This window comes from Agarivorans sp. Alg241-V36, assembly GCF_900537085.1.
GTDB lineage: Bacteria > Pseudomonadota > Gammaproteobacteria > Enterobacterales > Celerinatantimonadaceae > Agarivorans.
In genome coordinates this window covers 372517-390611 of record NZ_UNRE01000005.1, presented here as the reverse complement: position 1 = coordinate 390611, position 18095 = coordinate 372517, and the positions used below count along the sequence as shown (strand labels likewise).

The window sequence follows — 18095 nt, the reverse complement described above, 5'->3', positions numbered from 1 at the left end:
CCTTAACGGTTTTATTCAAAATAGTTATTGGTGGCGCGGGCAAAAGCTTCTAATACTTTTGGCACGCGGATATCGCGATTTTCTAAAGCTTGATGACGCAGAGCTACCACGTATTGTTTCGATATAGTTACCGGCATCTGTGACAAACTCGTGGGATCTTCGACTAAGCGAATAGCTCGCTCGAAAGCTATCTCTCCCTGCTCAAAGGGCGATGCCCCAATCGATAACATCACCCCGTCTTCAGAGTTAAAGGCATTAATGCCAACAATCGCCAAGGTTGAATTTGCTTCGGTCCATTGCGCTACTTCTTCGGCAGAGACAAAGCTTTCGCTATCTTCACTAAACAGTTTTCGGTAGCCGCCAACTAGCAAAAATTGGTATTGACCGTTAAGCCTATTAACTTCTTGCTTCCACTGCTCAAAGCTTTTAACCCCAACGTGTCCTTGGTATTCAAGTGGCGCCCATTCTTGCCTTGCGAGGTAATCAGCATCTAGCTTGGCCGAGGTTGAGCTATCCGAGAGGTAAACAACACTCCCTTTGAGGCTACCAAGTCGAGGCTGACTTTCGACTAACAATCTCAATACTTCTTTAATTGCTGAAACCGATTTGCGTTCAAGAATGCCTGTTACATTATCAGCATCCTGATAACCATAGGCTTCAAGCTCAGCATTTACCCCGGCAAAAACAATCTGAATCGCTTGGTTGCCAATATAGTCGGTGGCAACTAAGCGCTGTGCATCATCATCGATAACCAGCAATACATTGGGGTGGTAACTATCAACTACCCGTTTAGCAACTGTTGCTGCGCGTTTTTTGGCAGTTTCGCTAGACTGATTTTTGGTATTCATGTAGTGATAGCGAATATCAATATTCATGTGGGCGCGCTTGGCTCTGTCTATACCCTCGTTAACTGTTCGGGTCCATGCATAGTCGGTTTCGTAGCTATGCAGAATCAAAATTCTTGGCCTTGAGGCGCCTTCCACCACTATCACGCCAATAGTGGCAACTAAAAAGCTCAACATAATGACGCTTAACAATAACTTTTTCATTAGATAAGCCCCATGCTTTGCCAATAAGGAATGCTGAGGTAAACCGCCACAAGTTTGAACAGGTATATCAGTACATTTATTCTCATCAACTTAGCTTCATCGTTAGTCACAATGCCGGTGGTTAAGCTCAAAAACTGCATGTAATAGGAGGCTTGAAACGGCCAAAAAAAGCTTTCTGAAAGGAACAGGATTAGGAAACCAATCACCCAAGGGTTCACCCCCACTTCTATTGATGCAGGGATAAGCAAGGTGGCTAGAATGATCACCGTTGCATTAATCGGCAATATTAAACGAATAAGGCTCACAATTACCGCTAACAACACCACAAAAAGCGGCAAGCTTTGTTGCATGTAAGCAGCTAACCAATAAATTTTTCCTGTAAGCCAAGTATCTAGTTCTACTTGATGGATAATATCGACCACACCAATCAATGAGCCCAAGAACACTAAAAAGCTCCAATCAATTTTGGTTCTAAACTGATTGGGATTTAAAAAGCCAAACATCATTAAATAAAACAGAATAGCTAAGGCAACCCAAGCAACTTCGATACGGTGGATATTGGCAAATAGCAGGGCCGATATAAGCACGATTAGGCCTAGTATTGACGACCATTCGGCGGGGTTTAGCGACCCGAGGGTTTTAAGTTGCTGTAAACTTGTGGTTTTTGGCAGCTTTAAACTTTGTTTATTGCGATAAACCCAACACAGAGAAACTGCGTAAAGTGCCAATAACACCATGCCACACACTAATGCGGCAAGTAGCCAATCTAGCCACTGAAAATACTGTTGAACTTGCTGTGGCAACATACCAAGAACGATAAAGTTAACCGACTTACTACTAACAAATATTGGCGACAATAAGCTTGCACCAAATAGTAGGCTCGCCTTTAACCTTGGGCCTTCTTGCTCGCGCGCTTCTTTACTGGCACCACTCAACAAATCTTTTAAGAACGGCGCTACAATGGTTACCCTACCATTAACGGTAGGTACAACCGGTGTAAGCAGGGCGCCAACACTAAAGAAGCTGATGTTGTACCAAATTTTGGAAGCAGGCCCAATTAACAATAAATGTAACAACATCCGATAGCTTAAACCCGATGAACGGATTACTGCGCTCAAACCAAGTATGCTCAAAGCCATAAAAAAGCTGTTGCTCGAGAAGCCAGAAAAAGCCGACTCGCTGGTGGTGATCCCTAACAATACTGCGCTTAATACCGCAAATAGCCCGGGCACATAATCTGGGAGCAAGCGAAAGATCCACATCACCGAACAAATACCAAGTATTGATGCAAAGTAGATTGCATCTTGATGCAGTGGTTGCTGGCTAAGTATTAAACCCCAATAAATCATTAAAGGAGTGATAATCGCAAACAACCAGCCAATGATCTGGCGATAGCCTACTTCAACCTCGCGTTTAGGGCTTAAATCGACTTCAATATGAGTTTGTCCAGCCAGGCGAGAATGAAAACTGTCGAGCAGTGACTGTTTGAAACTGCTGTAAGCTTCAAGAGTAACAATCGCTTCTAGCGGCAGTACCACCAGCTCGGCGCTCTCCACCACTTCAATATCGTAGATATAACTGCGCATACCCAGTGCCGACTCTTCACCAAAAAAACCGCTGATAGGCCCTTTAATCTGATCTTTATTGGTGGTTTGCAACTCACCTTCCAGCAAGTAGTAAAGATTGTTAGCGTCTTCACCCGAGCGACAAACAACCTCGCCAGGTGCTAGCTTTACGACAGAAATATTAGCCAATAACCTGGCTAAATCTTCTTTTTGGCAGCCCGAAAAAGCAGGATTACTTTTTAAAAACTGACTTAAGACTTGCAGCTTTTCGGGCATTATCATCGGCAATACTGCTCCGTAGGGATAACAGCATGCACTTTATACTCAGCCCCCGGTGCAATGATGTACTCGCTAGCACCTTGTCTAGACTGTGGGTTTCCCCAATCATAGGTGTAACCTAAGCCAGTCCAGGGAACACCGGCAGACTCTCGAAAACTCTTGAAGTATAAAGTCTGATAGAATCCTTGATAGTTGTTAATGCCCTTAACTTCACTGGCTATTTGGCTAGCATCTAAATTACAGCTATTGTCATCAACTTCTGGGTCAACGCAGGGCCTAAACAGATCTTCCGGCGCCACATACAGCTCAACAAAAGCATCGTAATTCCAGCTTGGGTCTAAACCTAGGTATTGTTTTAAACGCAGCTCAAGATCACTTTGTAATGCAGATTTGTTATCTGCCAAGTACTGACTGCAAAACTGTTGAAGTTGCGGAGCAAGGCTCACCCATATCGGATAGTTTGGGTTGGTAGAACTATGGCTATTTGGCAAAATGAATTTGTCGATTGCATTCTGGCTTTTCCACGTGAGTACCAGCAACTTGTCGCCTTGTTCATTCCATTGCAATAGTTCATTGTTAGCGTTAATTGCAAACAAACTGGTGCTTACATCTTGCGCTTGAGGAAAAGCTGCATGTTTAACTGCCTGCTGGTAAGCGGAGTCCGTTTGGTTAAGCTGCTGGCTACAACCAGCAATAATGTATACTGGCAAAACATAGCCGAATATGCGGTAAGTACATTTATTCAATTTGTGTCCCTACTTAAAAACGGCAAATCCTTTGCCTTATAACCAAATGCAAGAGTACACTTAAGGAGACTCTTATAGCTTTTGAATATTGCTAGTTAGTTGTTAACAACAACAGTTTAGGTTTGGTAAGTTATCACTGCTAATAGGAATATCACAAACACAGATAAATTACTGCTTTGGCGCTACATTTTGCTAAACAGATGCTGTATCAAGATGTGAACAGCAAAAAAAATTAGCACATTGATAACAACTCATCATATCGACATTCAACTGGTTATACCATTGTGATATAAAAACCAAACACGCGATTAGCTGGTTAACAACAAAGAGGCGGGAAATGACTAACATTAAAGGCAGTTGTTTATGCAACAAAGTGCAATTTGAGACCGAGGACAAGTTTCAACAGTTTCACCTTTGTCATTGCGACCAATGTAAGAAAATCTCGGGCAGCGCGCATGTATCAAATTTGTTCATCAAACCTGACTATTTTAATTGGTTAGCTGGAGAAGAGTTAGTTAGTCGATACGATGTACCTGAACGAAGCATTTCTAATGCTTTTTGTCAGCAATGTGGCAGCGCAGTGCCCTATTTATCGAGCAGCAAGCAATGGGTAATTGTACCTGCAGGTGGCTTGAACAGCAGCCCTAGTTTAAAGCCACAAGATCATATCTTCACAAAAGAAAAAGCCGAATGGTATCAGGATATCGATAAACTAAAACAATACCCTGGCTTTCCAGATTAAGCGACCTTAGCCACAACCGCTTTGTTACGCCCACTGTCTTTAGCTTCGTATAAGGCATGGTCGGCTAAACTCATCAGCTGCTCAATATTCTCTTCTGATTGCATTAAGGCAATACCAATACTGGTGGTAAAACGTATTTGCACCACTCCAGTGTTCACAAAAATGCGTTCAACTGCCGAACGTAAGCGCTCTGCAGTATGTTTAGCGGTTTCTAAATCGGCATATAAGGCTAAGCCAAATTCTTCACCACCCAAACGACCTAATACATCGCCATCACGAATTTCATTTTCTAGGGTGCTTGCAAACTTTTTCAATGCCTTATCGCCTGCTGCATGACCGTGGTTGTCGTTAATTTTCTTAAAGTGGTCAATATCAAACATTAACATGGTCATTGGGTGAGAGCGATTACGGCAACTATCAAACATAGCTTCTGCTTTTGCCATAAAGCTACGTCGATTGTTTATACCGGTAAGCGGGTCTGTGCGCGCTTCTCGTTCTGCCTCTGATTTGGCCAGCTCGAGAGCATGAGTACGTTCTGATACTAATATTTCTAATTCTTGTTTAGCGCGCTCAAGTTGGCTGCGATAGCGCAACTCAGCTTGTTCTTTAAGGCGACGTAATCTAAATAAGTGAATACCCATCGCGACCATGATCACCATCATCTCACTGTATGAAGCAACCACCGGCCAGTAATAAGTTACAAAGGTGTGCTCTACTAAACCTAAGTCTCGTAGTGCTTGGCTAAACAACCCTATAATCAACACTGTCCAGCCTAGGGTGTAAACTGCTGATTCTCTAGAGCCTTGGTACCAGCGAATTAAACTGGCTATCGCTAACACCGGGTAAAGCAACAGAGCAATAGTGATCAGAACCACTGAGAATACGGTTTCTCTGGTTAATGCTGCTAAAGCAAGTAAGGCTGCATTCAGAATCATGAAGCGCAAAACATAATCTAAGCGAGGCGTATTCACTTTGGTTTGTAAGAAAATACGGGCAAAGATTACCCCAGTCATTATCGACATTGCCCCAGTTAGGGACATATAGCTCCAATGAAAATCTTCGCGAATAAAGAACATATGGGTAAAACCCAAAATGGTTGGCCAAGTGGCTAACTTAGTGGCCGCGTAAACGAAATAGGCATAATAGGTTTTATCATTGGTCGCAATTCCGGTGACTAGGGAGATGATCGACATTAAGGCTAGGCCGCCCACTAAAAAGGCGATGCTGCCTAGTTCTATGCTCTGCACATAGTGCATTTTGTCGGGCTGCCAAATTCTTAAATCTGGAAATACGAAGCCTTTTTCGTCGGAGCCAAAGCGAAAATAAAATTGATGCGTTTCCCCCGCCGCTAATTCCACCGGTACAACAAATCGTTGGTGGCTCACTAAGCGCTCTGAGAAGGGGTGATTCAAGGCAAGATCAGCAATTTCTAAAAAGCTTGGATCATTGGTATTTCGTTGGTAAGCATTTAAATAAATAAGTTGGTGGTCAACATATTCTAAGTTCAGCGTAATTGGTTTATCGCTATCATTATGCAGATAAAATACACTCCAGAAAGCCCCAGGTTGCAGCCCTGTGGAACCTTTACTCGGTAGGCGGGAGAACTTATTTAGCCTGTAAGCGGCGATAGCATCAGCTAAATCAGCCTTACCCTCTACATCATGCCAAACCTGAAAATGCTCGCCCAGTCTTATACCATCTTCTAAGCCATTTACGTGCAAAGCACTTAAGCTCTCAGCTTGAGCAACTGAGATGGTATAAACAGAAAACAAAACCAAGGCCAAAGCGAGTTGAGTTTTGCCTAAACAGCGCAAAAAATATTTAATCATGTTGGTTTTACGTAGGCCGCCTTTCCTTGCGATATCGGAGTAGTTTTTTTGCTTCTAATGTTCGTACAGCCCTGTAACAAAACATTAACCACTTATTAGAAGCTTAAAGATAAACACTAAAGAAGTCTATGAATCAGCCTCTAATTAGTGAATTATCATCAAGTTGAGTATTATTTATTACAAATAATCTGGTGTTGCCAACTAAGCGCACTACTACCTAAACCCGCGCCACAATGGCTTCTAGACAACAATTATAGTTAAGTTTGTTAACAATGGAGAAGCAAATAGCCAACTAAAAAAGCAGCCAAGTGGCTGCTTTGAAAGGTAGAACTACATAACCGGTAAATCAATATTTTTGAAGAGCTCTTCCACTTCATCTAAAGATTTAGCTTGCACCGCTCTATCAACAATATCTCGCGTTAAATGCGGCGCAAATCGCTCAATAAAGTCATACATGTAAGTACGTAAGAACGTGCCTTTTCTAAAGCAAATCTTGGTGGTGCTTGCTCTAAATAAATGGCTAGCATCAATAGCCACTAAATCTTGGTCTTGTTGCTTGTCGATAGCCATACTCGCCAATACACCCACACCAATTCCCATTCGAACATAGGTTTTGATCACGTCGGCATCGGTTGCGGTAAAGACAATTTTAGGCACCTTACCCGCGCGTCCAAAGGCATCGTCTAAATCCGAGCGTCCCGTAAAGCCAAAGATATAAGTAACAATAGAATGCTTTGCCAAATCGTTAATGGTAACAACTTCACCGTTTAAGTGCTTTTTCGCTAGTTCATGCTCTTTAGGAACCAAGATACTGCGATTCCAGTGGTAACAAGGCAGCATTACTAAATCTGAAAAGATGTGTAGCGCTTCGGTCGCAATGGCGAAATCGGCACTGCCTTTAGCCACAGCTTCGTTAATTTGATTAGGTGTACCCTGATGCATGTTTAGTGAAACATTAGGGTAACGATGAATAAAGCCTTGAATCACCTCGGGCAAGGCATAGCGAGCTTGAGTATGGGTGGTTGAAATATTAAGTGAGCCTTGGTCGGGGTGAGTGTGCTGATTAGCCACCGCTTTAATGCTTTCTACCTTAGCCATGATTTCATTGCTTATGCGAATGATCTCTTTACCCGCTGGTGTGACTTGGCTAAGGTGTTTGCCGCTACGCTTGAATATCTGAACGCCTAACTCATCCTCCAGTAAACGTATTTGCTTACTAATGCCGGGCTGCGAAGTATATAAACTCTCCGCAGTAGCCGACACATTGAGGTTGTTGTTTACTACTTCGACGATATAACGTAACTGCTGCAATTTCATGTAGTTGATTTCTCTGGCGCGAAAAAACTATAGCGCTAACAATCCTGTTAGCGAGTTCTTATTACATTTTTTCATAAGTATATAATCAATGATAGAGATATTGAAACGTCTTTATCGTAGATATTTACTAAGCGCCGATCAGTTCAAATTTCTTACCAATTGTGCAGAGTTTTGTTTTAACAAACGCAGGGTTGCCCCAGCGCCCATTAACGCAACCAGCAGAGTGCCGAGCAATGGCCCAAGCAGCCACAAACCGATATTAATAGACGCACTAATATCGAACACGAATACCTGCAGCAAAACTAAAATCGTTTGCGCAGCACTAGCTGCAATGAAACCAGCTAAAAAACCTAGTATCACAAACTCATAAATCACCGCGTTGCGTAGCAACTTTGCACTAGCACCTAAAGTTCTAAGGATAACCGTTTGCCGCCTGCGCTCTTCTAAGGAACTTTGAACTTGTGCATACAACACTAGGCTACTGGCCAATAACACCACGATTAACACCAACCTCAGCGCTAGAGCCACTTGATCAACAACCTGCGACAATTGCTCAATCAAAGCTTTTACGTTAATCAGCACCAAAGTAGGAAAGCTGGCCATTGTTTGCGCCATCCAAGCGGCTTTATCCTCAGGCAAATTAAAGGAAGTTAAATAGCCCGTTGGAAAATCTTGCAAAATATCTGGGCTGAGTAATACGTAAAAGTTAGGCTGCATAGTATTCCAATCGATACTACGTAAGCTGGTTACCCTAACTTCAAATCGACTGGCGCCAATCATAAATTCAAGGGTGTCGTTAAGCTTAATGTCTAATCGCTCGGCAAATTCTTCGTCTACCGATGCCTCAACCTTACTACTAGCAGTAAGCCACTCTCCGGCCACCAACTCATTTCGATAAGGAAGCTCTAATACACTGCTTAAATTTAGCTCGCGACCCGCACCTCTGCGCCGAGAAGATGTTTTCTCTGAATACTCCCCTTCTCGCTCTTGGCTAACGGCTTCTTGGTTAATCGCCACCAAACGACCACGTAACATAGGAAACATGGTGGTTAGCTCAAGCTGTTCACCACTAAACCGCTCTGTCAGTTCTGGTTTTTGCTGCTCTGAGATATTGTACATAAAGTGGTTAGGCGCGCCTTCTGGCAGTTGCTGTTGCCACTCGCTAATTAAATCTTGCTGAATAACCCAGACAACTAAGGCCAACTTAATTGCTACGGTAAAACCAATCAGCTGAACCCGATTTTGTTTCGCACGTTTATACAGAGAAGAAATCGCGATTTTTAAACTAAGGCTCTTGAGCTTCTCCGCTTGTTTTTTACTGCCCCACAGCAGCAATTGGCTCACCACTAGCAAAACTGCTACAGCCGCTAAACCCACTCCTAGTAAAATAACGCTTAGCGTTAGCGAGCCGCTATATAGAAGCAACAAGGCAAATACACTAACTAACATCCATAATGCTACCCACACCGGCTTAACCACCGCATCATCGCTATTGCGTCGAATTACACGCATCGGCGCAATGTTAAACAGTTGAGCTAAGGTTGGTAGCGTAAAAGCTATTCCGCAAATCAGGCCACTGCCTGCTGCCATTAAATAAGGTGTTGCCCCAGCACTTGGCAGCTCAATATTAAGTAATTGTTCCACGTAGTGACTAACCGGCCATTGCACAAACATGGCAAGCAAAATACCTATAACAATTGACACCAGTACAACTGTAAACAAATGCCCTAAATAGATAGTACGAATCTGCGGTTTACTAGCACCAAGCACCTTAAACATTGCCACTGTGTCGTAGTGACGCTGGCAATAAAGTCTACTAGCAACGGCAATCGCTGCGCTGGCCAATAAAATGCCAATCAATCCTGCTAGCAACAAAAATTGCTGCGCCCGCTCTAGAGCACCCGCTAAGGGAGAGTTACCACTACGCACGGTGACCAAGCGCTGGTTATCGGCAAGTTTTGGCTTTACCCAGCTTTCTAGTGCATCTAACTGCTTATTCTCTCCGGCAAACATGTAGCGATAACCTAAACGACTGCCCGGCTGCACCACTTCTGTTTTTGCCACATCATCAATATGAATAATCACCCGAGGTGCTGTCATAAACACACTAAATGGGGCATCAGGCTCGGTAACAATGCGTCCGGTAACCTTGAACTCGGCTTCGCCGATTTCAATCAAATCGCCAATATCAATATTTAATTGATAGAACAAACGCTCTGCTATCCACGCCTCTCCTTGCGGAATGCCTTTGGCGGATTCAGCGGTTATCCCTGTTTTATCGGGGCTTATTCGTAAACGCCCTTTAAGCGGATAGTCTTGAGAAACCGACTTAACACTCGCGAGTACCAGATTGTCGTTGCCATACACCATGGAAGGGAACAATAGCTGCTCGGCATAAGCTAACTCTAAGGATTCAGCTTGAGCCGCTAAGGGTAAATCAACCGGATGGGCACTTCGTACTACCCGGTCAGCGGCAATAAAATCGCCACTTTTATTAAAAATGGCCTGCTCCATACGATCGGTAATGCTAGTAAATAGCCACACCGAACTTACCGCCAACACAATAGCGGCGGAAATAATGGTTAACTCACCACGCTTTAGCTCAGCCTTGAATAAACGCCAAATTAAACTCTTCATCCTTGGCTCCTTAAGACTGAATGATTCGACCAGCTTGCAATGTAATTTGCCTTAAACAGCGCGCGGCCAGTTTTTGTTCATGAGTCACCAATACCAAGGTTGTGCCCGATTGCTGGTTAAGCTCAAACAATAAATCTTCGATAATTTGGCCGTTGTTGTTATCGAGGTTTGCCGATGGTTCATCAGCAAACAATACTTTAGGTTGGCAGATAAATGCTCGGGCAATAGCAACACGCTGCTGCTCGCCGCCTGAGAGTTGGTTTGGATAGTGGTTGTGTCGCTCAGCTAAACCAACTTTAGCTAGCCACTCTTCAGCCAACTCTTTGGCGTTGGGTAAGCCTTTGAGTTCAGCGGGTAACATGACATTTTCCAAAGCACTTAAGGCAGGTACCAGCAAAAACTGTTGAAAAATAAAGCCTACATTGTCTCGTCGTAAACTCGCACGCTGCTCTTCGTCTAGTTCTTCAAGTTTCTTCGAGCAAAGCTCCACGCTGCCCTCGCTGGCGCTATCTAAGCCCGCTAAAATACTTAATAAAGTGGTTTTACCTGAACCTGAAGCTCCCACTATCGCCAATGATTCACCCTCTTGCACACTTAGGTGAATATCATTCAGCAAATCTAAATTTCCACCGGGAGTGACAACATGATGATTGAGTCCGCGGGCGTTTATGATTATGTTAGTCGCTGAATCTGAATTGGCTGTTGGCATAAAGTAGGTGCTCAAAAATGATGGTTAGACACAAAAATAAAGTTTTAACGCTATTAACACTATCTGTTTTACTCTTTTTTACATTGAGTTCAAAGGCTTTTGCAAACACCAAATCTATTCTTATTCTCGGGGATAGCTTAAGCGCCGGCTATGGCATGCCAATAGAACAAGCTTGGGTTTCCTTAACCCAGCAATACTACAACGAAACCGAGCAAGCTATCGATCTCATTAATGCCAGTATAAGTGGTGAAACAACAGCCGGAGGTTTAAGGCGATTACCTTCGTTGATTCAAGAGCATAAGATTGATTGGTTATTGATTGAGTTAGGCGGGAACGATGGCTTACAAGGCCACCCAACTACCAACATCGAAAATAATCTAAACGCGATTATTGCCTTGGCTAAGCAAAACGACATTAAGATAGCCTTAATGCAAATTCGCATCCCACCCAATTACGGCAAGCGTTACCGCCAAGCTTTTGAAGGTTTATACCCCAAAATTGCTGAGCAGCAGCAAGTTAGTTACTTACCCTTCTTCATAGAAGACATCGCGACCAATTCGTCATTAATGCAAAATGATGGAATACATCCAAACCAACAAGCACAGCCGCTTATTAGCCAGAAAATGAGAGAACAACTAAAAGAATTGATTAAGGCAGGCTAACCCGTTTGAGCCAAGCCATTAGGGTTGTGTAGCAACATAGAAAGCGGAATAACCCTATCTTGCATCACTTTAATGGCTTCGAATTGACTCAGTGACTTGCGCTCATCTAGCTTCAGGCCACCTTCAATCGCCATTAAGGTATAGCTTTGTTCGCTCACCTCAACAATGACGCAGCGTGCTTGACCACTTTCGGTTTGTAGTACAGCTAACTCGCCTACTTGTAAAGGCTCTTGCTGAATACAAGCGCTGGTATTAAAAAACCAACTTTGCGGCATTAAGGGCTTTAAAAACTGGGCAGAGGCTACAGCATTTAAACAAATCTGTACTTTAATCGGATCGGACCAATTAAAGGGCTCTAGCTGCTCGAGGAATTGATAATACAGTTGGGTATGTTCGGTAGTGAACGGGCTATCTTCTTGAGCATGTTGAACGCAACGCTTTTTACACAACTTAGACACAAACAACATATTTTCGCCTAGCTCAAGAGTCATTACTCCCTTGTCAGTATCAAATACCCAGTGCCATTGTTTATTAGGTTGAATTAACATTGCTTAAAAGAAAAACTGTCCATGTTGAGCTCACTTATTAAACAAATGTACTACGAGAACTCAACAAAGACAAATATATTTAATTAAATATTATATAGCCTTGGCTATTTGCTTAATTAATTCTGGGCCTTTATAAATAAAACCACTATATACTTGAACCAATTTAGCTCCGGCATCCATCTTTTCTTTTGCAGCCATTGCTGAATCAATTCCACCGACCCCAATAATTGGGATCTCAGATTTTAAATAATGATCTAATTTTCGAATAACTTCTGTGGACTTTAACTGCAATGGGCGGCCACTTAAACCACCTGCTTCACTGGCATGGTTCATCCCTTCTACCATTGAACGCTCTAGCGTTGTGTTAGTAGCAATTACACCATCAAGTTTATACTTTAATAAAGAATCACTAATTTGTTCTATTTCAGACTCAGATAAATCTGGTGCTATTTTGATCAATAAAGGAACATGTTTATTATATTGCTGAGAAAGCTGATCTTTACGCTCAGTTAGATCCTTTAATAGATCTTCTAATGCTTCTCCGTATTGAAGAGACCTTAAACCTGGAGTATTTGGGCTAGAAATATTAACCGCAATATAAGAGGCATGTGGAAAAGCTTTATTCATGCCTATTAAATAATCATCTTTACCCTTTTCTACCGGAGTATCAAAGTTTTTACCTATGTTGATCCCAAGGATCCCTTTATATTGGCTTTGTTCAACATTATTAATTAAGTTATCGATCCCTAAGTTATTAAAACCCATGCGGTTAATAATACCTTCGGCATCCAATACTCGGAAAATTCTCGGCTTGTCATTACCCGATTGCGGGCGAGGTGTTACAGTGCCAACCTCTACAAAACCAAAGCCCATCGCGTCAAAGGCTTTAATACACTCACCGTTTTTATCTAAACCGGCCGCCAAACCTACAGGATTAGGAAAAGTTAAGCCCATTAATTCAACCGGATTAGGCGCTATGTTTTGGCGGTAAACACGATCTAATAAGGTGCCACCAGTACGTTTGAACATCTCAATAGTAAGATCGTGGGCGCGTTCTGGATCAAGTTGAAAGATAAGTTTTCGAGCGAGTGGGTAATACATTTGAACTCCTAGTATAAGACCCCCGAAGATGCAGGGCTTCGGGGGCAGTATTTTATACTAATTTACGGAGCAATTTAAATTTAATAGGTTCAATTCCCTCAATAAAACCGAAAATTTTGCAAACTCATGGGTATTGCCGGTCTTAAAGTCAGCCAACATGTGGTTCCAACGGTCTAACAAAGGCTCATGTGCGGCCAACCAATCATCTAATGGATCCTTACTTTCCATTTTACTGGCCCACTTCAATGCACTCACCGTAAGCTGACGTTGTTGCCAATCTAGATCTTCTCTAAAGGACGAACGAGCTAAAGCCTGCCAATGGTTATCAACACTTTGCTGATTGATTTGATCTAAGAACCAGTGCAAACCAATGTTAGTGCCTAGGTTAAAGTACAACTTCGCCACCGACACAATGTCTTGTTCGGCTTGCTCTGCTACCTCGCTTAGGTCTAACACCGAGTAAAGCGAGTTCATTTTAGCCATTGCACAGGCAATGTCGGCCGGTACTTGCTGTTCTTGTAAGAGCTTTGACTCATCGTTAACCAGCTTAACTTCTTCGGCAGCCAACACATCCATGAGATTTTTTTGTAGCTGTAAATAACTTGGCTGATAACGCTCGATTTGCTGAGCGATGCCTAGTGAACGATCACGCAAGGTTAAGAAGCGGCGTGTAGCACGACGAATAATACGACGTAAATTGTCCATCATCTTCAATTGTAGCTGGGCGCTAATTTTATTATCCAAGCCCTCAATTTTGTCAAACAAGTCCCAGACACCAAATACTTCACAGGCAGTGACGTAACAGTTACAAATCTCAGCAGGACTTGCGCCAGTTTCTTCAACTAATCGAGTGACAAAATTAAAGCCCACATCGTCCACCACCTTGTTTGCTAAACGGGTAGCAACAATTTCTTGTTTAAGTGGATGCTGGTTCATCTCGGCCACATAGCGTTCTTGTAACAAAAGTGGAAATGAGGTGATTAAAGTTTGACTCAAATAAGGGTCTTCAGTTACTTCTTCAACGTTAAACCACTCTTTGAGTACCATTTTCCCGTAAGCAACCAGCACCGCGAGCTCTGGTCGAGTTAAACCTTGGCCATTAGATTGACGTTCAGTTAGCTCTTCGTCACTCGGCAAGAACTCAAGGTCTCTGTCTAGCAACTTATCTCGCTCTAAGGCATGCATAAAGCGAATCACTTCTTTAACCGTAGCAGCTCCTAATTGCTCAGAGATGCTAATAGATTGACCTTGACGATACGCGTTGTTTAATACAATTTCGCTGACATTTTCGGTCATATCCACCAGCAACTTGTTGCGTTGCTTCTCGGTTAAATCCCCATTGCTTACTAGGCCATTTAGCAAGATTTTGATGTTAACTTCGTTATCTGAGCAATCTACTCCACCCACATTATCGGTGAAATCAGTATTGATTCGACCGCCGTTGGCTGCTATTTCAATCCGACCCAATTGTGTGATGCCTAAGTTACCGCCTTCACCAACAATTTTGGCGCCAAGCTGATTGCCATTAATACGAACAGCATCATTGGCTCTATCTCCCACTTCTGAATCTGATTCCGAGGTGGCTTTTACATACGTGCCGATGCCGCCGTTCCAGAATAAATCCACAGAGGAGCACAAAATAAGCTTAATAAGTGCATTGGGAGTAACACTCTTTTCTTTGGTATTAAGCAGTTTTTGAATCTGTGGCGTTAAGGCAATCGACTTAGCACTGCGCAGGAAGATCCCTCCTCCTTCACTGATCAAACTCTTGTCGTAATCAGTCCACGATGAACGTGGTAGTTCAAACAAACGTTTGCGCTCTTTATAGGAAGAGGCAGAATCAGGCGTTGGGTCTATGATAATGTGCATATGGTTGAATGCAGCCACCAAGCAAGTATGCTCAGATAACAACATGCCGTTACCAAATACATCACCCGCCATGTCACCTACAGCCACACAGCTGAAATCTGTGGTTTGGCAATCGATACCGATTTCGCGGAAGTGCCGCTTAACCGACTCCCATGCACCACGCGCGGTAATGCCCATTCCTTTGTGGTCATAACCATTGCTGCCTCCAGAGGCAAAGGCATCGCCCATCCAAAATTGATACTCTTCGCTCAACTTGTTAGCGATATCGGAGAAAGTTGCCGTGCCTTTATCGGCAGCGACGACCAAATAAGGGTCGTCTTCATCGCGACGCACCACCTGGGTAGGCGGCACAACCTCACCTTTAACGTTGTTATCGGTAATGTCCAGTAAGCCGCGAATAAAGGTGCGATAGCACTCTTTGCCTTCTGTTAGCCAGGCATCTCTATCACTTGGGCTTGGCAGGCGTTTACATACAAAACCACCTTTTGCGCCTACTGGCACGATCACAGTATTTTTAACTTGCTGGGCTTTTACCAAGCCAAGCACTTCGGTTCTAAAGTCTTCACGGCGATCGGACCAACGCAAACCACCACGCGCCACTTTACCACCACGCAGGTGCACCCCTTCTACTCGTGGTGAATAGACAAAAATCTCAAACATAGGAACCGGTTGAGGCATCTCTGATATTGCGCTCGGATTCATTTTGAAGGAGATATAATCTTTTACCTGCTTATCTTGGTTTAGCTGATAAAAGTTAGTGCGTAAGGTGGCCTTAATCATTTCTAAGTAGCGACGAATAATTCTATCGTCATCGAGGTTTTCTACTGCGTCTAACAAAGAAATTAACTTAGCTTCAATTTTTTCTTCAGTTTTATCCGAGCGTTTAAGGCTTGGGTTAAAGCGACGTCGGAACAGCTCTAATAGCAGCACCGATATGTCGGGGTAACTGGCAAAGGTTTCTTCAATGTAGCTTTGACTAAAGTTACTGCCAATTTGGCGCATATATTTTGCGTAAGCACGCAGCAGTGCAACATCTCTGCCCGAAGCTTGAGCCGCTAATACCAAGCGGTTAAAGCCGTCGTCTTCCAAATCGCCAGACCAAATTTGCGCCAAAGCTTGCTGGAAGTTATCCCGGTTCTTTTCAATATCTAAGTCAGTGGATGCAACAAAGGTCATGGCAAAATCAAGCAACCAATATACTTTTCCGTCACTAGTGGTTAAGCGATAAGGCGTTTCGCCAATTACCCTTAAGCCCATGTTTTCCAACATCGGTAGTATGTCAGACAGATGCAACGGCTCGTTTAAGTGAAACAGCTTTAACCGCACATGGTTGCTATTGATGTTTTCTTCTTGTGGTCGATAGAACAACATACCAAGCTGATTTTCATCGCCTAAATCTTCAAACTGTATAATGTCGGCCACTGCGGAGCCTGGTAGTACATTCTCTTTATAGGAGCGAGGAAAAGCCGTTTGATACTTATTGCTAAGTTGAATAGCGCGTTCTTCACCAAAATTCGAAATCAATGAATCAACTAAGCGATCTTCCCAAGTTCTTGCGGCTTCAATAAGATTGGTTTGTAAGTCGCTCAAATCAAACTCCTGATCGTTGTTCTCTACCCGCACTAAGTAATGAGTGCGCGCCATTTGTCCTTCAGTGAAATAGGTGGAAAACTCAACCTCTTCTTTCGATTTGAAGTGGTCTTTAAGTATTTGCTGACTATGGATCCTTAGCGCAGTGTTGTAACGCTCTTTAGTGGTATAGACCAAGCAGGAATAAAAACGCCCATAAATGTCTTTACGCACAAATAGCTTCACTAAATCGCGTTCTTGAATTTGCTCTACACCCAAACCGATATGTAATAACTCGTCTTCGGTAGCTTGAATAAGCTCATCGCGCGGATAGGTTTCCATTATGTTTAACAAAGACTTATAAGCGTGAGAGCCTGCGGGTAAGTCTGAGTTAACCATTATCTTCGCCAATTTTTGGTTGATTAATGGGATCTCTAAGGCGCTGCGGTTATAGATAGATGAGGCATACAAACCTATAAAGCGATGCTCACCAATTACCTTGCCTTTGTTATCAAAAATCTTAACGCCAACATGGTCAATATAAGCTGGACGATGCACTCGCGATTTGTGATTACTCTTATTAAGTACCAGTGGAACATTGTTAGTGGCTAAGTCTCTACCGGCTGAGGTATAACTAGATAAAGATACTACCTGACTGGTGACATATTCGCGATACAGACCCAAGCTGCCAGTTTCATCCGGTATTAGCTGTAAGTCGCCTTTTAGCTGTTTAAGCGAATAATGTCGGTAACCCATCAGGGTAAAATTGTTGTCAGACATCCAAGACAAAAATGCAGTACTTTGCGCTACACACTGGTCATCTTTTACACCTTCGCTAATCGCCAGTTCTTCAGCTACCGATTTAAGCTTCTCTAGCATTGGTTGCCAGTCATTCACTACAACGTTAACTTCATCTAGAACGGTGTTTAGTTCTTTATTAAGACGACGCAAAGCCTTTTCATCACTTTGGCGATCAATCTCAATCATGAATACAGTTTGGTTGCCTAGCTGAGCATGTTCTACGTCTTGAACCGCAGTAATCTTATTGTTGCTATCTCGCTCTAGGCGCATTGGCTGATGCATTAGCAAGTGGGTATTAATGCCGCTACGCCCCAGGGCCATGCGGGTAGAATCAACCAAGAAAGGAGAATCTGGAACCACTATTTCAATAATAGTGTGGCTAGATTGCCAACCATGTCGGCTAAGCTCAGGATTATAAACTTTTATGTGGCGTTCGCAGGTGGCAGTATGGTTTAGGGCATTCCAAAGCCCCACTCCTACTCCATATAAATCGCTGTCACTACGGTTTGCTAAATCGTCACTGCCCATGCCAGAAAACAGTCGAGAGAGAAATTCTTCGGCCAAAGGAGCAGCCGTTTTATCCAGCTTTTGATTTACAATTTGATAGACTTTTTTAAGCAGTACGGAGGCATGTTGCTGCGCTCTTGTCATAACGCATTCCTTATCCTAGTA

The 18095-nt window shown here is 43.1% G+C and carries 12 protein-coding genes; 2 read left to right on the top strand and 10 right to left on the bottom strand.

Going from position 1 to position 18095, the window contains the following annotated elements; all coding sequences use genetic code 11:
• Positions 1-11: 11 nt before the first annotated feature.
• Genes G6R11_RS13650 through G6R11_RS13640 form a run of 3 tightly spaced genes read right to left on the bottom strand, consistent with a single transcriptional unit; the run spans position 12 to position 3639 of the window.
• Positions 12-1049 carry an ABC transporter substrate-binding protein gene (locus tag G6R11_RS13650; protein WP_163133622.1) on the bottom strand — a complete coding sequence of 346 codons (1038 nt, stop codon included), beginning with the start codon at positions 1047-1049 and terminating at the stop codon, positions 12-14.
• Positions 1049-2896: an SLC13 family permease gene (locus G6R11_RS13645; RefSeq protein ID WP_240352477.1), complete on the bottom strand. Its 1848-nt coding sequence runs from the start codon at positions 2894-2896 to the stop codon at positions 1049-1051. The genes G6R11_RS13650 and G6R11_RS13645 overlap by 1 nt, the downstream gene beginning before the upstream one ends.
• Positions 2893-3639 carry a hypothetical protein gene (locus tag G6R11_RS13640; RefSeq protein WP_163133620.1) on the bottom strand — a complete coding sequence of 249 codons (747 nt, stop codon included), beginning with the start codon at positions 3637-3639 and terminating at the stop codon, positions 2893-2895. The genes G6R11_RS13645 and G6R11_RS13640 overlap by 4 nt, the downstream gene beginning before the upstream one ends.
• Positions 3640-3976: 337 nt before the next feature.
• Between G6R11_RS13640 and G6R11_RS13635 the strand changes: the two genes are divergently transcribed.
• Positions 3977-4381: a GFA family protein gene (locus tag G6R11_RS13635; RefSeq protein WP_163133619.1), complete on the top strand. Its 405-nt coding sequence runs from the start codon at positions 3977-3979 to the stop codon at positions 4379-4381.
• On the opposite strand, the gene G6R11_RS13630 is transcribed toward G6R11_RS13635, so the two are convergent.
• From G6R11_RS13630 to G6R11_RS13615, 4 genes are all read right to left on the bottom strand, one after another.
• A complete protein-coding gene (locus G6R11_RS13630; protein ID WP_163133618.1) occupies positions 4378-6210 on the bottom strand; it encodes a diguanylate cyclase in 1833 nt (610 codons plus the stop codon). The genes G6R11_RS13635 and G6R11_RS13630 overlap by 4 nt on opposite strands.
• Positions 6211-6540: 330 nt before the next feature.
• Positions 6541-7527 carry an HTH-type transcriptional regulator CysB gene (cysB, locus tag G6R11_RS13625; RefSeq protein WP_016401866.1) on the bottom strand — a complete coding sequence of 329 codons (987 nt, stop codon included), beginning with the start codon at positions 7525-7527 and terminating at the stop codon, positions 6541-6543.
• 138 nt (positions 7528-7665) lie between these two features.
• On the bottom strand, positions 7666-10164 hold the full coding sequence (locus G6R11_RS13620) for an ABC transporter permease (RefSeq protein ID WP_163133617.1): 2499 nt from the start codon (positions 10162-10164) through the stop codon (positions 7666-7668).
• Positions 10165-10174: 10 nt separating this feature from the next.
• Complete coding sequence (locus G6R11_RS13615) at positions 10175-10873, bottom strand: ABC transporter ATP-binding protein (protein WP_205472821.1); 699 nt, start codon at positions 10871-10873, stop codon at positions 10175-10177.
• A gap of 17 nt (positions 10874-10890) precedes the next feature.
• On the opposite strand from G6R11_RS13615, the gene G6R11_RS13610 reads away from it, so the two are divergent.
• A complete protein-coding gene (locus tag G6R11_RS13610; RefSeq protein WP_205472819.1) occupies positions 10891-11535 on the top strand; it encodes an arylesterase in 645 nt (214 codons plus the stop codon).
• On the opposite strand, the gene G6R11_RS13605 is transcribed toward G6R11_RS13610, so the two are convergent.
• The 3 genes from G6R11_RS13605 to G6R11_RS13595 all read right to left on the bottom strand — a co-directional run bounded on the left by G6R11_RS13605 (position 11532) and on the right by G6R11_RS13595 (position 18074).
• On the bottom strand, positions 11532-12083 hold the full coding sequence (locus G6R11_RS13605) for a cell division protein ZapC domain-containing protein (RefSeq protein WP_163133616.1): 552 nt from the start codon (positions 12081-12083) through the stop codon (positions 11532-11534). The two genes, G6R11_RS13610 and G6R11_RS13605, sit on opposite strands and share 4 nt — an antisense overlap.
• A 90-nt stretch (positions 12084-12173) precedes the next feature.
• Entirely contained in the window at positions 12174-13184 is a 1011-nt protein-coding gene (gene pyrD / locus G6R11_RS13600; protein ID WP_163133615.1) for a quinone-dependent dihydroorotate dehydrogenase, read from the bottom strand.
• A 57-nt stretch (positions 13185-13241) separates the two neighbouring features.
• The gene (locus G6R11_RS13595; protein WP_163133614.1) at positions 13242-18074 is read right to left on the bottom strand and encodes an NAD-glutamate dehydrogenase; all 4833 of its coding nucleotides are present in this window, start codon (positions 18072-18074) and stop codon (positions 13242-13244) included.
• Between the last annotated feature and the right edge of the window lie 21 nt (positions 18075-18095).

Coding starts and splice junctions, on each gene's coding strand:
- G6R11_RS13650 (WP_163133622.1), bottom strand. CDS start 1,049: ATGAAAAAGTTATTGTTAAGCGTCATTATGTTGAGCTTTTTAGTTGCC.
- G6R11_RS13645 (WP_240352477.1), bottom strand. CDS start 2,896: ATGATAATGCCCGAAAAGCTGCAAGTCTTAAGTCAGTTTTTAAAAAGT.
- G6R11_RS13635 (WP_163133619.1), top strand. CDS start 3,977: ATGACTAACATTAAAGGCAGTTGTTTATGCAACAAAGTGCAATTTGAG.
- G6R11_RS13630 (WP_163133618.1), bottom strand. CDS start 6,210: ATGATTAAATATTTTTTGCGCTGTTTAGGCAAAACTCAACTCGCTTTG.
- cysB (WP_016401866.1), bottom strand. CDS start 7,527: ATGAAATTGCAGCAGTTACGTTATATCGTCGAAGTAGTAAACAACAAC.
- G6R11_RS13620 (WP_163133617.1), bottom strand. CDS start 10,164: ATGAAGAGTTTAATTTGGCGTTTATTCAAGGCTGAGCTAAAGCGTGGT.
- G6R11_RS13615 (WP_205472821.1), bottom strand. CDS start 10,873: ATGCCAACAGCCAATTCAGATTCAGCGACTAACATAATCATAAACGCC.
- G6R11_RS13610 (WP_205472819.1), top strand. CDS start 10,891: ATGATGGTTAGACACAAAAATAAAGTTTTAACGCTATTAACACTATCT.
- G6R11_RS13605 (WP_163133616.1), bottom strand. CDS start 12,083: ATGTTAATTCAACCTAATAAACAATGGCACTGGGTATTTGATACTGAC.
- pyrD (WP_163133615.1), bottom strand. CDS start 13,184: ATGTATTACCCACTCGCTCGAAAACTTATCTTTCAACTTGATCCAGAA.
- G6R11_RS13595 (WP_163133614.1), bottom strand. CDS start 18,074: ATGACAAGAGCGCAGCAACATGCCTCCGTACTGCTTAAAAAAGTCTAT.